Raw genomic sequence first — 17225 nt, 5'->3', positions numbered from 1 at the left:
TTATTGAAAATATATTAATGATTTCTGGTCAAAGTGTCATTAACAATTCTCGGTGTCACAAAAATAAGCAGTTCACTTTTATTTTCAGTTTTTAGATCTCTTCGGAATAATCTCCCTAGATAAGGAATGTCTCCCAAGAATGGCACTTTGGTTTGGGCATTACGATTCGATTGCTCAAAAATCCCGCCTAAAACAACAGTTTCACCATTATCAACCAATACATTGGTATCAATTGCATTCTTATTCAGGATCAGTTGTCCATTTGGTGCGGGTTGTCCAATCGAGTCATTTGAGATATTTAATCTCATTTGCACTTTCCCTTCAGGTGTAATACTTGGCGTAACATCCAAACTCAGTAATACATCTTTGAATGCGGTACTGGTCGTCTGGTTACCCGCGGTTCCTGTGACTGTTTGATATGGAACTTGTGTCCCTGACATGACTTTTGCTGGTTGCTTGTCGGCTGTCATGACTTTCGGTGTTGAAATGACTTCACCATAACCATCCGCCTGCACTGCAGACAGCTCTAAATCCAGCATAAAATCAGACAAACTAATTAAACCAAACGCAATACGGCTAGCACCGGCGGTCGTCGCACCTAAATCCACATTCAGGTTATCTGGGCGTTCAATTTCATACTTCCAGCCCCCTGTATCATCATTTTTTTCTGGCTTGCGTAAATTCCATAAGGTTGTATCACTCCCCCCAACCAACAGATCATTATTGTTGGTAATTCCTTGTGATAAAATCCCCCACTTCACCCCCATCTCTTTCGTAAAGTCAGTGCTGGCACGTACAATACGCGCTTCAACCATCACTTGTTTAACGGGTACGTCGAGTAAATCCACCATTTTCCGGATCTGGTCAATTTTTTGTGAAGTATCATTCAAGATTAAAGTATTGGTTCGAGGGTCAATCGATATGGTACCTCGTGGGCTTAATAAGCCGCCCTCTAAGGTATCATTGCTCAACATTGATCCTGAGTTATTACCCGAGTTATTACTATTACCATTGCTACCGTTATTGTTAACATTTTTGCCTTGAGTAATCAGCTTCTCAATATCTACGGCTTTTGCATAACTTAACTGGATATATTCTGTTTGCAGAGGAGCAAGTTTCACACTCTGTGCAATTGCTTTCGCCTCTTCCTCTTCTGCTTTAATCAGCTCAGAAACAGGTGCAATCCAAATCACATTACCATTACGGCGCTTATCCAAATTTTTGGTTTTTAATACAATATCAAGAGCTTGATCCCATGGCACATCTTTAAGGCGCAGGGTAATATTCCCTTGTACCGTATCTGCTGCCACCATATTGATGCCAGTAAAATCAGCCAAGAGCTGCAATACACGACGCACTTCAATATCTTGGAAATCTAATGAGATTTTATTGCCCGTATAAGTATGCGCCTTCGCTTTTGCAGGAGATTTATCTTCAGGACGTTTTAAACTAATGGTCAGCTTGTTTTCTGCTTGATAGGCCATATATTCATAGCTACCCGCAGACTGAATGGTAATCACCCCATTGCCTTTATCATTATATGCATCAATACTGGCAACTGGTGTTGCAAAATCATTGGTATTTAAACGACGCGCTAAATGAGTCGGAATTTTGTTCCCCATCGTACGTACGACAATCTTACTGCCTTGTTGTTGCACATCGACTGGGGTATTACTGCCCAACAAATCAATCACGACCAGACCTTCACCTTGATTTCCTCTTTGGAAACCAATATTGGAAACGCCTTGTTGTATCTGACGTGAACTAACTGATGGTGCATTCACGCTAGTCGGTTTCGCTGAATTAATTTTCAATACAAAAGTATTGCCTTCAACTCGCGTCGTAAACGCACCCGCCTCTTTTAAATTCACAATCACACGAGAACGTTGATCATCTGACGCAACCTCAATCGAGCTGGCCTCTGCTGTTGAAACAGGAATTGAGTTTTGCTTTAAACTCTGCTGAGCCTTATCAAAATCCAAAATCAAACGAGACGGCTGCTCAAGTTGGTACGCTTGTGGTTGTGGCGGAAGACCATTAAACATCACACGAATTTCCGTGCCCTGATCAGCCAAACTCATCGGTACAATATTGGTCATACTCACTTGCGCCGATGCAACTTGCATCACCGCAATTGCAACAGCACCCATAGAAAATTGACGGAATGCATGATTCATGGTCTTCGCTTCCCCAAATAAAGAATCTTTAAACTGTTTTTTCATTGTTATTCCCTTAATCTTACGGCGCTGGTCCAATTAAAACGAGTGTACGAGGTCTTTCGACATAGCCCTCTCGGCCATCGGGTACAATCTCCACCAAATCGATTTGAGTCGGGTTAATTTTAATAATACGACCTTGGTTCATCCCCAAATAACTTCCCACTTGCACCCGTTCAATTTGACCATCTGGTGTCTGAAGCAGAGCAATCGTATCACTACGTTTCCCCCTCATGCTGCCTTTCATGTTCAATGACTCTAATGCATACGCCTCTAAAGGCTGTGGCTGGCGATTAAAATTTGGATAAACCCGCTTCCCTGCCATAATCTTCAATTCAGCTGCCAAAGAACTTGGCATGAAAGGACTTTTTAACTGATGTGCTGCGTAATTAAACAAAGGCACAGGGCTAAATACGGGTGCTGGTTCAATCGGCAAAGGTGGTTGATTACGGATTTCCGCCATTTTTTGACTGACCGCATCAATCCGGGAATCACACCCAACCAAGCCCAACCCAAGCAGAAAACTCAGAAGCAATTTATAATTATTCATTTACTATTTTCCTCCTGAGACAGGTGGATTATCTTTCGGTGCTTTTGATTCATTTACATGCTCATCAACACCGATATAACGATAGGTTTTTGCTTTAACGGTATAGTTCACTACAGGAATGTCAGATTTTTTCTGCGTATCTTCTTTTGCTTCAACCGTAAAGTCATGCAAGGTCACAATACGTGGCAAAGCGGCAATGCCCGTGACAAATGCACCAAAGGCATGATAATCACCTGTGGCATCAATACTGATTGGCTGCTCAATAAAGAACTCTTGCTTCACTTCACTTTCTAGACGGATGTTTTTAAATTTCAATCCAGAATTCACACCGGTTAAGTTGATATCCTCAACCAAACTCGGAATTTCTGTTTCTTTAGGCAGCTGTTCTAACTGCTGATTAAAATTCGCTTCCATCTCTTGCAGTTGTGCTTGGTATTGTTGCAAATTACGTAATTTTGAATCTTTCTCTCTAAACTCATTGAGTAAGCTCTGCTCTTTGGCTTGCTCATTCGCGATGGATTCAAGTTGAGACTTGATCACTACAAAATAACCTAATGCAACAACCGCCAAGAACACAAAAATCCAGCAGGTAATTTTGACCGATAGTGGCCAACTACCATAATTGTTCATATCCAACGTATTAAACTGTTGGAAAAACTGTTCAACCGTCATTTTCTTTTTCTTGATCGCAACGGTATCTTGATTTAAATCATCAGCTTTATCTAACTTCATTTTGCCACCCCGACTACCCCTGATGCGGCTGCTTCTGATGTTGGTGCAGCTTCCGCAACTGTCCCGATCTCACCCAGATCTACAGTGACCACAAAACTGCCATAATTTTCCTCAACACGAGGCACCAACGACGTTGCTGTTTTGTCTTTATTTTTGTTTTCATCCACGGCAAGGAAGGAGTTCATAAAGGCATTTCGATACCAAGGCGAAGCCTCTAGATTACGTAACAGTTCAGCCACGGTATTCGGGCTTTCTGCCTTTCCTTCAATCGTGAATTTATCCCCTGTACGACTAAATTTGGTTAAGTACATTGTCGGCGGCGTGACTCGAACCAATTCATCCACCAAGCGCACGGTAATTGGACGTTGTCCTTGTAAGCCTTGGATCAGTTTCATCCGCTCAATAATGGCGTTACGGCGTTCCTGCAAACCATCCAGTGCTTTGAGTTGCGTATCTAAGTTTTGATTGGTACTCACAATCAATTGATTGGCTTGTTCTTGGTCATTGAGTTTATGATCAAAGTACATCCATCCAAAAAATACCGAAGCAATGCCTAATGCAGCGACCCCAACGCAAAATGCGACAAACTGTTTCTTTCGTTGTTCTCTTAGCTCATCACGCCAAGGGAGTAAGTTAATCTTTGCCATTAATCAAAACTCCTCAATGCCAAACCACATGCCACCATTAAAGAGGAAGCATCGTTTTCAATTTTTTTAATATCAATTTGGGGAGAAAAACCCATTTGTAGGAATGGATTGGCAATGGTGACGCGATAACCGAGTTTTTGTTGTAATAACTTGGCAAGGCCTGGAATATTGGCATTCCCGCCCGCCAACAAAATATGGTCAATTTCATTGAATTGTGAAGATGAAAAGAAGAACTGGAGCGAACGTGCCGCCTGTTGAACCACAGCATCCAAGAAAGGCTCAAGGACTTCGGTGTCGTAATCATCTGGCAAGGTGCGCTCTTTCTTAGCACGCCCAGCTTCTTCAAAAGAAAGACCGTAGCGAGTCTGCACATCTTGAGTCAGTTGACGACCACCAAAGACCTGCTCACGGGTATAAATGATTTTGCCTTTTTGCATCACCGACAAAGTGGTCATGGTATGACCAATATCTAAGATCCCAACCGTATTGGCACCCATTGGCAAGGTATCAGCAAATACACTGAATGCGCGCTCCATCGCATAGCTTTCCACTTCAGCAATTTTTGCAGTTAGGCCAGCCAGCTCTAGAACCTCGACACGTGTATCGACATTCTCAGTTCGCGTTGCAACTAAGAGGACATTGACCCGATTTGGATTCGCTAAACGATCAGGTAAAACTTCAAAATCAAGACTGACTTCATCTAATGGGAACGGAATGTATTGCTCAGCATCCATGCGGATTTGAACTTCACGTTCTTCATCCGTCATGTCGGCATCCATCTCGATAATCTTGTTAATGACCATGGATGTCGGCACAGCAACTGCAACATTGGTGGCATGAGGATTGGCAAGGTTGACCACCCTCTCAAGTGCATCACCTACCGCCTCTGGATTCAGTATGCTTTTTTCCACGACACTGCTTTCAGGCAATGGCATCACCGCATAACTTTCAACCCAATATCTACCGTTCTTTACAGAGAGCTCCAATAACTTAACAGTTGTCGAACTAATATCGACACCCACTAACCCCTTATTTGGTTTACGATATAACCTGAGCACAGTACTTTCCTATTTATTTTTTTATCCCCAAAAATACAACACACTAATTTTGTTTTGGTCTTTAATTGCTACGGATACAATAACTCATCTAACAATCCGCAAGTCTAAAGGATATACTGACCACAATTAGTTTGCCATTCGCTCTTATTAAAACTTACTTATTATGAAAAAGCTATCCAGTTCTGGTATTGTTCGCCCATTTTTTTTGATCATTATTATTATCTTAGTCTCACTTCCAATGGGATTTTATGGCATGTATCTCTATCTTGCACCTTCACTGCCAGATATGAGTTCACTCAAAAAAGCGCCTTTACTAAAACCATTGCAAGTCTATACGACAGATGATCAGTTAATTGCGGAATATGGCGGGAAATTATCCATTCCTGTTAAATATGAACAGATCCCTCCTTCTTTTATCCACGCCTTTCTGGCAGCGGAAGACTCATCCTTTTTTGAGCACAATGGGATTAGTTTTAAAGGGCTTGGGCGAGCACTGACTGAATCTGTTACAGGGTCTGATGTCCAAACTGGGGGCTCGACCATTACCATGCAGGTAGCGAAAAACTATTATTTAAGTCCAGACCGAACACTTCGACGCAAACTAACAGAAGTGTTTCTGGCACGTAAAATCGAGCAAAACTTAACAAAACAGGAAATTCTGACCGCTTACGTCAATAAAATTTTCTTAGGTAAAAATGCCTATGGAATTGCAGCTGCCGCACGTGTCTATTACAACAAAAATATTAATGAACTTAGCACTGCACAAATGGCGATGATTGCAGGTCTACCTAAGGCACCATCAAAATACAATCCTGTCGTAAATCCTGAACGCGCCCTTGAACGCCGTAACTGGATTTTAGGTCGTATGCTACAACTCGGCTACATTAACCAAAATCAATATCAACAAGCGGTCGCAGAACCGATCAATTTGAATATGGTTGATCGCTCAGTGAGCAATGTATTCCCTTATGTGGGTGAAATGGTTCGCTCAGAATTGGTCGAACATTTTGGTGAACAGGCGGTTGACTCAGGCTACAAGGTTTACACGACTATTGATAGCAAACGTCAACGTTATGCTGAACAAGCGATTCAAAATGGTCTAGAGGCTTATGACCGTCGTCATGGCTGGCGTGGCCCTGAAGCACACGATAAACCATTGAAGCAATTTATGGCTTATGCCAACACCTACCCTGCGCAAGTGGTCAAGGTCAATAACAACTCTTTTGATGCCTTGATGCAAGATGGCTCAACAGTGACCGTGAATTGGTCTGGTATGTCTTGGGTTCGTCCTTATCGCAACGCCAATAGTGTCGGTGGTGCACCATCGAATGCCTCACAGATTGTCAAAGTCAAAGACATTATTCGCCTGCGTCCAAACGAAGGTAAAACCGTTTGGTCTTTGGTTCAAGTGCCGAAAGTTCAAGGACAACTGATTGCCATTAATCCCAATGACGGTGCAATCGAAGCTGTTGTCGGAGGCTATAACTTTTATCAATCGAAGTTTAACCGTGCTATACAAGGTTGGAGACAACCAGGTTCCACCATTAAGCCTTTTGTCTATGCATTGGCTTTAGAGCGTGGCATGACCCCTTATAGCATGGTCAATGACAGTCCTATTACCATTGGGAAGTGGTCTCCAAGAAACTCAGATGGTCGTTATCTGGGCATGATTCCTTTACGTCGTGCCTTATATTTATCTCGAAATACCGTTTCTGTACGTTTATTACAAAATGTTGGCATTGAGCGTACTCGTCAATTGTTTATGGATTTTGGTCTACAAGACGATCAAATTCCACGTAACTATACCATTGCCCTTGGTACACCACAGGTATTACCAATTCAAATGGCAACAGGCTATGCCACTTTTGCCAATGGCGGTTACCGTATTCAGCCACACTTCATTAAGCGTATTGAAGATGCAGCTGGTAAGGTTATTTACGAAGCGAAACCTGACTACGCCTGTATCCCATGTATTAGTAGCGCCAATGCAGATCCAAAACAACAAGCAGCTGATAAAGATCAATCCAAGGACCAAGTCACCGATGTGACCAATCAAAGCTTAGATGAGTCCACTGCTGCTTCCGAAGCACAAATGCTCACAGCGGATACGGCACCAACTACCAAAACCAACAGTGATTACCGTCAAGCCCAACGCATCTTAAAATCGAGCTCTGCCTATGACATGGCCAACATTTTGCGTGATGTGATCCAGCACGGTACAGGTCGAGCAGCACTTAAAATTGGTCGTGATGATTTAGGGGGCAAAACAGGGACAACCAATGATGCCAAAGATGCATGGTTCGCTGGCTTTAATGGCAAGTTGGTCGCGATTGCTTGGGTTGGTTTTGACCAACCGCGTACACTCGGTCGCCGCGAATACGGTGGCGTTGCCGCACTTCCAATCTGGACCAACTTTATGGGGAACTCATTAAAAGATACCCCATCTGCATGGGTGCGTTTGGATAAAGAAGCAAAAGATCCGATCTCTCGTGATAAATTGCAGATTCAGCAAAGCGAAGATAAAAAAGAATATCGTGCTTCTCCACCACTGGCTCGTCCACTGTATCGTCCAGCGCCACCAGCGCCAACACGTTCAGTACAAAATGATTTTTCAGACTTACCTGGAACAAGCTCATCAACTGACGAACAACCAATTGTGCCTGCTAAAAAGCAACCACCAGCAATGGGCTCGAATTCATCAAACCCAGCACCTCCACCGAAAGAAAAGGATGGGATTGAGCATTTGATCAATCAAATCCAGTAAATAAAAAAGAAGCCATCAAATTGATGGCTTCTTTCTTTTCTGAAACAAATAAATTTGAAAGGCTGCAGTCGCTGTAAAGCCCTGTACCTGCGCTAAGGCGTTACGGCGCTCAGGATTGGCTTTGTAGGCATATGGCGTCATCGCAATTAAGTTCTTTAATGCTTGCTGATCCAATTGCATGGGTGCTTCAACGATCTGTGCTTGCATTAACTCAAACTGAGCATCCAACTGCTGCACAAACTTCTCTGGCTCATGTAAATTAACTTGCTCAAATAAGGCTTCACGCAAATCATAGAGATGTTTTGGTGCAGGGGTCACCACAATTAAATAACCATCATCACGCAATACTCTTACGATTTCATCTTGCGGTATTGGACTAAATAAACTGGTACAAAGATCCAGTACATGATCCCGAACTGGCAATGTTGCCCCCGTTCCCACCACCCAAGTTACCTTGTCATTTAACTTCGCTGCACGTTGTACCGCTGTTTTAGCAATATCGACCCCAATACATTGCTGGGTATAAGCTTGCATAGCACTGGTGTAATAACCTTCACCACAACCAATATCCAAGACAGCCTTGGGCTGCAATTGTTGTAACAATGCCACAACTGCGTGTTGTAAGGGTTGATAAAAACCTGCCTGCAAAAACTCACGACGTGCCAATACCGACTCTGGCGTGTCTCCTGGGCTTTTACTATGCTTATGCTGGACCACATGCAAATTGACATAGCCCTGTTTGGCTACATCATAATGATGCCCTTTTTCACACTGCCAAGAATTCGCAACCAAATTCAATGATTGGCGACAAACAGGACACATCAACAAACTCATCTATTTTCTCCAAACATAAAAAAAGCTGGTGATCACCAGCTTCTTTTTGAATCTTGGTTTAACGTAATTTTAGCGTCATTAAGCCCAATACCACGAGGAAAATAGTAATGATCCAGAAACGAATCACGACTTGGGTTTCCTTCCAACCTTGCTTTTCATAATGATGATGCAAAGGGGCCATCAAGAATACGCGCTTATTGCGCATCCGCAATGAACCGATCTGCAAGAACACCGAAACCGCTTCCATCACAAACACACCGCCCATAATGGCAAATACGATTTCCTGACGAACCATCACCGCAATCGTACCAAGCATTGCACCAAGCGCCAAGGCACCGACATCACCCATAAAGACTTGGGCTGGGTGCGCATTGTACCAAAGGAAAGCCAAACCCGCACCGACCATAGCTGAACAGATCACTACCAGTTCAGAGGTATATTTAACATAAGGAATATGCAAATAATTGGCAAAACGGATATCACCAGATAAATAAGCAAATACCCCTAAACCTGCGGCCACCATCACAATCGGCATAATCGCTAAGCCATCCAGACCATCGGTCAAATTGACCGCATTAGATGCGCCATTAATCACCAGATAGGTGAATCCAATAAATGCCAAACCTAATGGGATCGCGGAAAGTGGAATAGAGAGATTTTTAAAGAATGGAATCAACAAATCCAGCATATTCGCGGTATGAACCATGCTATCTTGCTGTTTTGCAATGACATATAGTGCAATACCTGCACCAAGCGAAGCCACTGAGGTCCAGAAAAATTTCTTACGTGCAGGCAAACCCGCATTGTCTTTATAACGAACTTTAATCCAGTCATCCGCCCAACCCACAGCACCGAACACCACCATGACGCCCAGCACAATCCAGACATAAGGATTGGATAAATCCGCCCACAATAGCGTACTGATTCCAATAGAAAGCAGGATTAAAATCCCACCCATGGTTGGGGTCCCCATTTTCTTGGCATGGTTTTCAGGCGCAAAAGAGCTGACCGCCTGACCATATTTTAATGCTTGTAATTTACGAATCATGACAGGGCCTAGCACCAGTCCGATCGTCAAGGCCGTCAGCAAACTCAATAAAGAGCGTAATGTTAAATAACGAACAACTTGAAACGAACTGTTATAGTCCGCCAATTGTTCAAATAACCATAACAACATTTAAATTTTCTCCATCAAGTCAGCCATCAACGTTTCCATATGGGTATAACGAGACCCTTTGAAGAGGAAACTCATTGACTGGGGTTGATGTGTTTGGACTAAATTAATTAAAAACGGTAATGCTTCTGTTTGAGAGGCAAAGGCATGTAACTTTGCTGCATTGGCTGAGCCCTGTTGTGCAGCGGTTGCAAACTCCCCGACCACAACCAATTGATCCAGCGGCAACATTGCTAAATCGTGCCCTAAATCATGATGTTCTTGCCAACTGCTGTCACCGAGTTCCCCAATATCTCCCATCACCATGACTTTTAAGCCTTGCTGCTGCAACAAAACCTGTGCTGCTGCACGCATCGAAGTTGGATTGGCATTATAGGTATCATCAATAAATAAATGATTTTGGTGTTGAATAAAGTTCAACCGACCTTTCGCCCCTTGCGCTTGCTCCAGACCTTGTACAATATCATCCAGTGCAATACCAAGCGCGAGTGCAAAAGCAGTCGCTGCAGCGGCATTCTGGACATTATGCGCGCCTGCAAATGGCAAATTCACTGCACGCATCCCCTGTGGTGTATGCAAATTAAATTGCGCCGATTGAGGATGCAGCTGAACTTCGGTTGCAAATACATCACCACCTTCCCCAAAACTCAAGCTTGAATGTGCTTGTGCATTTTGGCGAATGGTCTCACTAAAATCATCCTGCGCAGGGACGATTGCAATCCCTTCAGGCAAAATATGCACATAGATTTCTGATTTAGCGCGGCAAATGCCCTCGCGTCCACCAAACTCACCCAGATGTGCGGTACCAATATTCAAAATGCCTGCCACATGCGGCTGCACCAAATTCGAGGTGTAATCAATTTCACCTTGATGACTCGCGCCCAACTCCATCACAGCATATTGATGCTCAGGACGTAGCTCAAGCAACATCATCGGCACGCCCAAATCATTATTCAGGTTGCCACGGGTAATTAAGGTCGGTGCCAAACCAGATAAAATACTGCCCAACATTTCTTTGGTGGTGGTTTTGCCACTACTACCTGTCAAAGCAATCACTTTGAGCTGTGAATTCTGTTGACGGCGATAAGCACCGAGCTGCCCCAACGCCAGACGGGTATCTTTTACGATCAACTGTGCAATATCTGCATCAACAGGATGTTCGACAATGGCAATTTGACAACCTTGCTTCGCAACTTGCGCGACAAAAGTATGCGCATCAAAACGCTCACCTTTTAAGGCGAGAAAAGCATCACCAGCTTCGGCATGACGTGAGTCGGTTAAAATACGTTTAATTTCACCTTGTGGAATATTGTGCTGAAACCACTCGCCTTGGGTCGCTTGTTGTAATTGTTCTGCGGTCCAAGCTTGTAATGGAACGGTACTGGTCGTTGAAGTATGCATATGCTTTATTTACCTTTTAAGCTTATTGCGCAGAATATGCTGAATCGACAGAATGTGGCTGTGCAGCAATCGCAGACTGCACCTCAACCACATCATCAAACCAGTGACGAACCCCATCAATCTCTTGATAGTTTTCATGTCCCTTACCTGCAATCACCACAATATCACCCGCTTGAGCTTGTGCGACCACAAATTTAATCGCTTCACGACGATCATGGATTTCATGCATCACATGTTCTGCAAAGTGAATCCCTTGTTTCATGTCTGCAAAAATCTGTTCAGGATTTTCAGTGCGTGGATTGTCTGAGGTGAGAATCACAGGATTCGCATGATCTAGTGCAGCCTGTGTCATCAATGGACGCTTGCCACGATCCCGGTCGCCACCACAACCAAATACCGCCCAAAGCTGACCCGTGACATGACGCTTTAATGTCGTTAATACCTGAATCAAGGCATCAGGGGTATGTGCATAATCCACCACAAATAAACGCTCTGCATCCTGAATCACCTGCATACGCCCCGGCGCACCTTGGAGCTGCGGTACAAACTGGACTAAATCTGCCAAGCTAAAACCGGCATACTCTGCCGCAATCAGGCTGGCCAATAAATTCTCAACATTAAACTGCCCAAGTAATGGACTTTGCACCACATAGTGACCTGTCGGAGCAATCAACGTAAAACTTGCTCCACTCAAACGATATTGCAAATCCGCAATATAATAATCCGCTGTCGTCTGAGTCAAAGAATAAGTCAGAATTTTAGGTTGTGCTGGATTGGCTTTCGCAGCATTCAACATCAGATGTGCATATGCATCATCAAGATTTATGACCACAGCCTTTAAAGTTGTGAATTTGAATAACAAAGCTTTAGCTTCGGCATACGCCTCCAAAGTCCCGTGATAATCCAAATGATCACGGCTTAAATTGCTATACACCGCGATTTCAAGTTCACAGCCATTCAGGCGGCCTTGCTCCAAACCATGAGAGCTGGCTTCCAATGCCACAAAGCTTGCCCCCTGTTTAGCATAATCATGCAGGGCGAGTTGTAATTGTAAAGCATCCAAAGTGGTATGTGTTGATGGGGTTAAATTCGGCAAAATCCCATTACCCGTGGTGCCCATGACTGCGCAACCCTTGCCTTGTGAACTCACCAACTCTGCTATTAGACGTGAAATCGTGGTTTTACCATTGGTTCCTGTGACTGCAATTCCACGCAATGTGGTTACAGGATCAACCGCTTGCAAATATTGCTTTTGCCACTCACCCATCAAATAGCGCACATCTGGACAAACCCACTCATTCGCAAAACCTAAAGCAGTCTCGCTAATGATCGCCAATGCACCTGCATCCAAAGCATTTTGTGCAAATTGGCGGGTTTTTTCAGGTTGGCTATAACTACTCAGTGCAATAAAAATCTGCCCTTGTTCAACCTTGCGACTGTCTAGACAAAAGCCTTGAAAAGGCTGTGTATACCAAGCCGCATCGATGTTGATCGGATGTATCTGTTGAAAACGAATCGACATAATCTACCTACGGATTGGATTTTATAGAAGTATCAAGGGGCTTATCTAAAGGTACGTTCAGTAAACGTAAGGACTCTTGCATAATACGTGCAAATACGGGTGCTGCCACCAAACCACCGTAGTAGCGACCTTGTGGATTTTCAACCACCACAATCATGGCTAAACGAGGATCACTGATCGGCGCAACCCCTGCAAATAAAGCACGATATTCGCTGTTTGAATAGCCTTTACGGTCGGCACGTAATTTATGTGCCGTCCCTGTTTTACCGCCGACACGATAACCGGGGATTACCGCTTGTTTCGCGGTTCCGCCTGGCATGGTTACTTGTTCAAGCATGGTCAGTACTTGATCCGCAATTTTAGGGGCTAAGACTTGCGTACCTTCAGGGGCTTTGTCTAACTTACGCAAGCTCAAGGGCATTTGCACACCATGATTCGCCAACATGGCATAACCTTGTGCGACCTGCAAAATGGTCGCATTCAAGCCATAACCATAGGCCATGGTCCCTAATTGAGACGGATTCAGCTTATCGCCTGAATAGAGTAAACCTGCACTTTCACCCGGGAATTTAACCGCCGAACGATGCCCAAAGCCCGCACGTCTAAAGAAAGACGGTACCGTATCTTTAGGTAAAGAGAGTGCAATCTTGGCCGAACCGACGTTCGAAGATTTAATAATCACGCCAGAAACTGTTAAGGCACCATAGTTATGCGTATCACGAATGGTATGCCAACCTAAACGCATTGAACCTGGTGACGTGTTAACGATGGTATTTGGGGTATATTTACCACTTTCCAACGCCGCAGCCACGGTAAAAGGTTTCATGGTTGAGCCTGGCTCAAACATATCAATCGCGCCACGGTTACGCATCGCATCTTTGTTGCTAAGACCATTTTTATCATTCGGGTTATACGATGGCCAACTGGTCATCGCCAAAATTTCACCCGTTTTGACATCCACCGCAATCGCCGTTGCTGAGCGGGCATTATTGGCCACACCTGCCGCAGTCAATTCACGGTACATAATATATTGCAAACGCGAGTCGATACTCAGGGTGACATTTTCACCCGACTCGACTTCTTTAATGACTTCAGAAACTTTGAGGCGGTTGCCCTTTTTATCCCGAATAATTTTTTGCTCGCCATCAACACCTGACAACTGTTTATTCAGCTGCATTTCCAAACCTTCAATCCCCACCCCTTCACTATTGGTCAACCCAATAATCTGAGCATTCGGTTGTGGCTGCGGATAGTAGCGCTTATAGCTTTTCTCTGCATAAACACCTTGGAAATTACGCTTAGTGATCAAGTCCGCTTGTTGCGGTGGAATTTCTTTTTGTAAGACCAAATAGCGTGAGCGTGGACGCGCCTGCATTTGTTTTTTCAAATCTGCACGATCAACCCCAACAGCATCTGCCAACTCATCAAGATTCAAGTTTTTATCAGGCAATTGGCGTTTTAATTTACGGTTATTCGGATCTTTTTTCAGCTCCGCGGTAATTTCATCAAATTGCTGTTTCGTGTCCCAATAATCTCTCGGGTCAATCACAATTTTCATGATCGGCGTACTAATCGCCAAAGGTACGCCGTGACGATCACTGATCACGCCACGCATCGCCTCCAATCGCTCCGTCCGCAGAATATTGGCATTGGCTTTATTTTGCAGAAAGTCTTTATTGACCACCTGCACATAGAAAGCACGCGCAATCAGCACCACAAAGCACAGCAGCACAGTGCCCCAAAGCAAGTAAAATCGCCACATATCTAAAGTAAGGGTCGGTCTTTCAGAAATGGACTGCTGTTTTTTTCGTATTGGTTTGCTTCGCTTATCTGCCATACAGCATGCCTTATTTATCTTGCTTTGAAGTCATAGGTAAAGAAATCACAACCGTCTGTGTCGCTGGTGGTGAGAACATACGGAGTTGCGTCACTGCGCGTGAACCGATCTGGGCGGTTGCCCCAAAGGTTTGCTGCTCAATCAATAAACGCCCCCATTCTGCGTTTAAATCATCTCGTTCACGCATATATGCACTCAAGTCACGATAATCATGACGATATTCAAATACCTGAAATACCACCATCATTGCACTGGTGAACACCAGTGCAACGAGTACAGCATAAACAGCAACCTTTTTCAGTCCCTTTCTGCTACTTGATATCACGTCATCATCATTGTTGTTGTTCATTCTCAGCCTTTTTGCTCTAAACGCTCTGCCACACGTAGCCACGCACTACGTGAACGAGGATTTGCTTTTACTTCTGCTTCACTCGCACGAATACGAGAGACTTTCTTTAAACGTCGAGTATCCACCTGTGCTTGAGGCATGCCCCAACCCGAATCTTCAGGTAAGCTCGATTCTTTTTGGATAAACTGCTTAATTAAACGATCTTCCAAAGAATGAAAGCTAATCACGGCCAATTGCCCCGTTGCTTTTAACAAACTGACAGCTTGCGGTAAAAAGCTCTCGATATCATCAAGTTCTTTGTTAATGGCAATACGAATCGCTTGGAAGGTTCGTGTGGCAGGATGCTTATGCTTTTCCCACTTTGGATGTGCTGTTTTGACCACCTCTGCCAGTTGTGCCGTTGTGGTCATTTCCCCTGCCAGTTTAATCGCTTTGGCAATACGGCGGCTATAACGTTCTTCACCATATTGGTAAATAATATTTGCGAGTTTTTCTTCTTCAATTTCAAGTAACCATTGTGCAGCTGTTGGGCCTTGCGAATTGTCCATACGCATATCCAGTGGCCCGTTTTGCATAAAGCTAAAACCACGTTCTGCCTGATCGAGTTGTGGTGATGAAACCCCAAGATCAGCCATGATCCCATCCACTTCAGTAATACCAATGTTGGCAAGTTCTGTTTGAATATCGGCAAAACTGGCATGAATGATTTTAAAGCGCGAGTCTTCTTGTTCTAATTGTGCTGCAACTTCAAGAGCTTGTGGATCTTTATCAAAGGCATAGACACGTGCATTGGCATCTAATTTAGACAGTAATAGCTGGGTGTGTCCGCCACGACCAAAGGTCGCATCAACAAAAATACCAGTATCGCGACCTGCCAATACGCCATCAACGGTTTCATGAAGTAAGACAGAAATATGCGACATAAGAAAAGAATCAACAGCTGAAAATGTAACTGCACATTATCACCTTGTTTTATGCCAGTACCAAACGACTTTTTGTAGAGAATTCTTAACTTTTCATAGATAAAACCGTTTTCTTATCATTTTTCAGTCAATAAAAAAGCAAATACAGTTGGTATTTGCTTTTTCAATTTTTGCAATATGTTGAGTACGGATCTGGTTTATGGTTTTTCCGCATAAATCTGATCAAATATCGCACCATTTACAAAATGGGTTTTTTGCGCCTTTGCCCACCCACCAAACACGTCATTAATTTTGAACAATTGAATCTTTGGAAATTGTTGTGCATATTTTGCCGCAACTTGAGGATTACGCGGGCGGAAATAATATTTCGCAGCCAAATCCTGCCCTAATGGTGAATAAAGGAAATTCAAGTAACCACGCGCTAGCTGACGGTTGCCATTTTTATCGACGGTTTTATCAACAATCGCAACTGAAGGCTCTGCCAAAATCGAAATTGATGGATACACAATTTCATACTTATCTTTACCTAAGCCTTGAGTTGCCAATAAAGCCTCATTTTCCCAAGACAACAGCACATCACCAATACCTCGCTCAGCAAAAGTGGTTAAGGAGCCGCGCGCACCTGAATCCAAGACTTTGACATTTTGATAGAGCTTTTTCACCAATTCACGGGCTTTCGCATCGTTACCACCCGGTTGTTTAAGTGCATAACCCCATGCCGCCAAATAAATCCAGCGTGGCGCTCCACCTGTTTTCGGGTTCGGGGTAATGATTTCAACACCTGGCTTGGTCAAGTCATTCCAATCACGAATATTCTTTGGGTTGCCTTTACGCACCAAAAACACCACTGTTGAAGTGTATGGTGCTGAGTTGTCTTTAAATTGTTTTTGCCAGTCTTTACGAATTAAACCTGCATTGGCAATTTCATCAATATCATTGGCCAAGGCCAAGGTCACCACATCCGCTTGCAAGCCATCGATGACTGAACGGGCTTGTTTACCCGAACCACCATGCGACTGCTTGAAATCAACCTCTTGCCCTGTTCTTTTTTTCCAGTACTGACCAAATGCCTGATTATATTCTTGATAAAATTCACGTGTCGGATCATAAGACACGTTTAAAAAAGTGGTTGCCGCTTGCGCCACACTATTTAGACCCAGCGCCAGCAATGCCGCTGCAATAACTGTTTTCATTTATTCTTTCTCATTTCGCCCCGTT

Annotated in this window: 13 protein-coding genes and 1 pseudogene; 1 reads left to right on the top strand and 13 read right to left on the bottom strand. The window is 43.8% G+C overall.

The genetic code is table 11. From position 1 onward, the window contains the following. Window positions 1–14 precede the first annotated feature (14 nt). The 5 genes from pilQ to NG55_RS10515 form a co-directional block, all read right to left on the bottom strand. The gene (gene pilQ / locus NG55_RS10535) at window positions 15–2177 is read right to left on the bottom strand and encodes a type IV pilus secretin PilQ (RefSeq protein WP_171068252.1); all 2163 of its coding nucleotides are present in this window, start codon (window positions 2175–2177) and stop codon (window positions 15–17) included. 61 nt (window positions 2178–2238) lie between these two features. Beyond that, entirely contained in the window at window positions 2239–2766 is a 528-nt protein-coding gene (locus NG55_RS10530) for a pilus assembly protein PilP (protein WP_023271201.1), read from the bottom strand. Between the two features lie 3 nt (window positions 2767–2769). Continuing rightward, window positions 2770–3498: a type IV pilus inner membrane component PilO gene (locus NG55_RS10525; protein ID WP_016542723.1), complete on the bottom strand. Its 729-nt coding sequence runs from the start codon at window positions 3496–3498 to the stop codon at window positions 2770–2772. Next, on the bottom strand, window positions 3495–4145 hold the full coding sequence (locus NG55_RS10520) for a PilN domain-containing protein (protein WP_016542722.1): 651 nt from the start codon (window positions 4143–4145) through the stop codon (window positions 3495–3497). Before NG55_RS10520 ends, NG55_RS10525 begins: the two co-directional genes overlap by 4 nt. After that, window positions 4145–5203 carry a pilus assembly protein PilM gene (locus NG55_RS10515; protein ID WP_016542721.1) on the bottom strand — a complete coding sequence of 353 codons (1059 nt, stop codon included), beginning with the start codon at window positions 5201–5203 and terminating at the stop codon, window positions 4145–4147. The genes NG55_RS10520 and NG55_RS10515 overlap by 1 nt, the downstream gene beginning before the upstream one ends. A gap of 163 nt (window positions 5204–5366) precedes the next feature. Here NG55_RS10515 and ponA point away from each other — a divergent pair, with 163 nt between their 5' ends. Next, window positions 5367–7967, top strand: a complete 2601-nt coding sequence (gene ponA, locus NG55_RS10510; protein ID WP_065343214.1) for a penicillin-binding protein PBP1a — start codon at window positions 5367–5369, stop codon at window positions 7965–7967. A gap of 15 nt (window positions 7968–7982) precedes the next feature. On the opposite strand, the gene NG55_RS10505 is transcribed toward ponA, so the two are convergent. The 8 genes and pseudogenes from NG55_RS10505 to NG55_RS10470 form a co-directional block, all read right to left on the bottom strand. Further along, window positions 7983–8801, bottom strand: coding sequence for a putative RNA methyltransferase (locus NG55_RS10505; protein ID WP_065343213.1), 819 nt, complete (start codon window positions 8799–8801; stop codon window positions 7983–7985). Window positions 8802–8859: 58 nt separating this feature from the next. Then, window positions 8860–9978 (bottom strand): phospho-N-acetylmuramoyl-pentapeptide-transferase, encoded by a 1119-nt coding sequence (gene mraY, locus NG55_RS10500; protein WP_023271199.1) that lies wholly within the window; start codon window positions 9976–9978, stop codon window positions 8860–8862. Next, window positions 9979–11376, bottom strand: a complete 1398-nt coding sequence (locus tag NG55_RS10495; RefSeq protein ID WP_065343212.1) for a UDP-N-acetylmuramoyl-tripeptide--D-alanyl-D-alanine ligase — start codon at window positions 11374–11376, stop codon at window positions 9979–9981. Window positions 11377–11398: 22 nt separating this feature from the next. Then, window positions 11399–12898 carry a UDP-N-acetylmuramoyl-L-alanyl-D-glutamate--2,6-diaminopimelate ligase gene (locus NG55_RS10490; protein ID WP_065343211.1) on the bottom strand — a complete coding sequence of 500 codons (1500 nt, stop codon included), beginning with the start codon at window positions 12896–12898 and terminating at the stop codon, window positions 11399–11401. 3 nt (window positions 12899–12901) lie between these two features. Further along, a pseudogene (gene ftsI / locus NG55_RS10485) lies at window positions 12902–14735 on the bottom strand (penicillin-binding protein PBP3). Window positions 14736–14745: 10 nt separating this feature from the next. Next, window positions 14746–15084 carry a cell division protein FtsL gene (gene ftsL, locus NG55_RS10480; RefSeq protein ID WP_004657403.1) on the bottom strand — a complete coding sequence of 113 codons (339 nt, stop codon included), beginning with the start codon at window positions 15082–15084 and terminating at the stop codon, window positions 14746–14748. 2 nt (window positions 15085–15086) lie between these two features. Continuing rightward, on the bottom strand, window positions 15087–16007 hold the full coding sequence (gene rsmH / locus NG55_RS10475; RefSeq protein WP_016542714.1) for a 16S rRNA (cytosine(1402)-N(4))-methyltransferase RsmH: 921 nt from the start codon (window positions 16005–16007) through the stop codon (window positions 15087–15089). A gap of 197 nt (window positions 16008–16204) precedes the next feature. Then, window positions 16205–17200, bottom strand: coding sequence for a sulfate ABC transporter substrate-binding protein (locus NG55_RS10470; RefSeq protein WP_016542713.1), 996 nt, complete (start codon window positions 17198–17200; stop codon window positions 16205–16207). Window positions 17201–17225 lie beyond the last annotated feature (25 nt).

Origin of the sequence: Acinetobacter gyllenbergii (genome assembly GCF_001682515.1) — a bacterium.
Lineage (GTDB): Bacteria > Pseudomonadota > Gammaproteobacteria > Pseudomonadales > Moraxellaceae > Acinetobacter > Acinetobacter gyllenbergii.
This window is presented reverse-complemented; position numbering and strand designations above follow the sequence as displayed.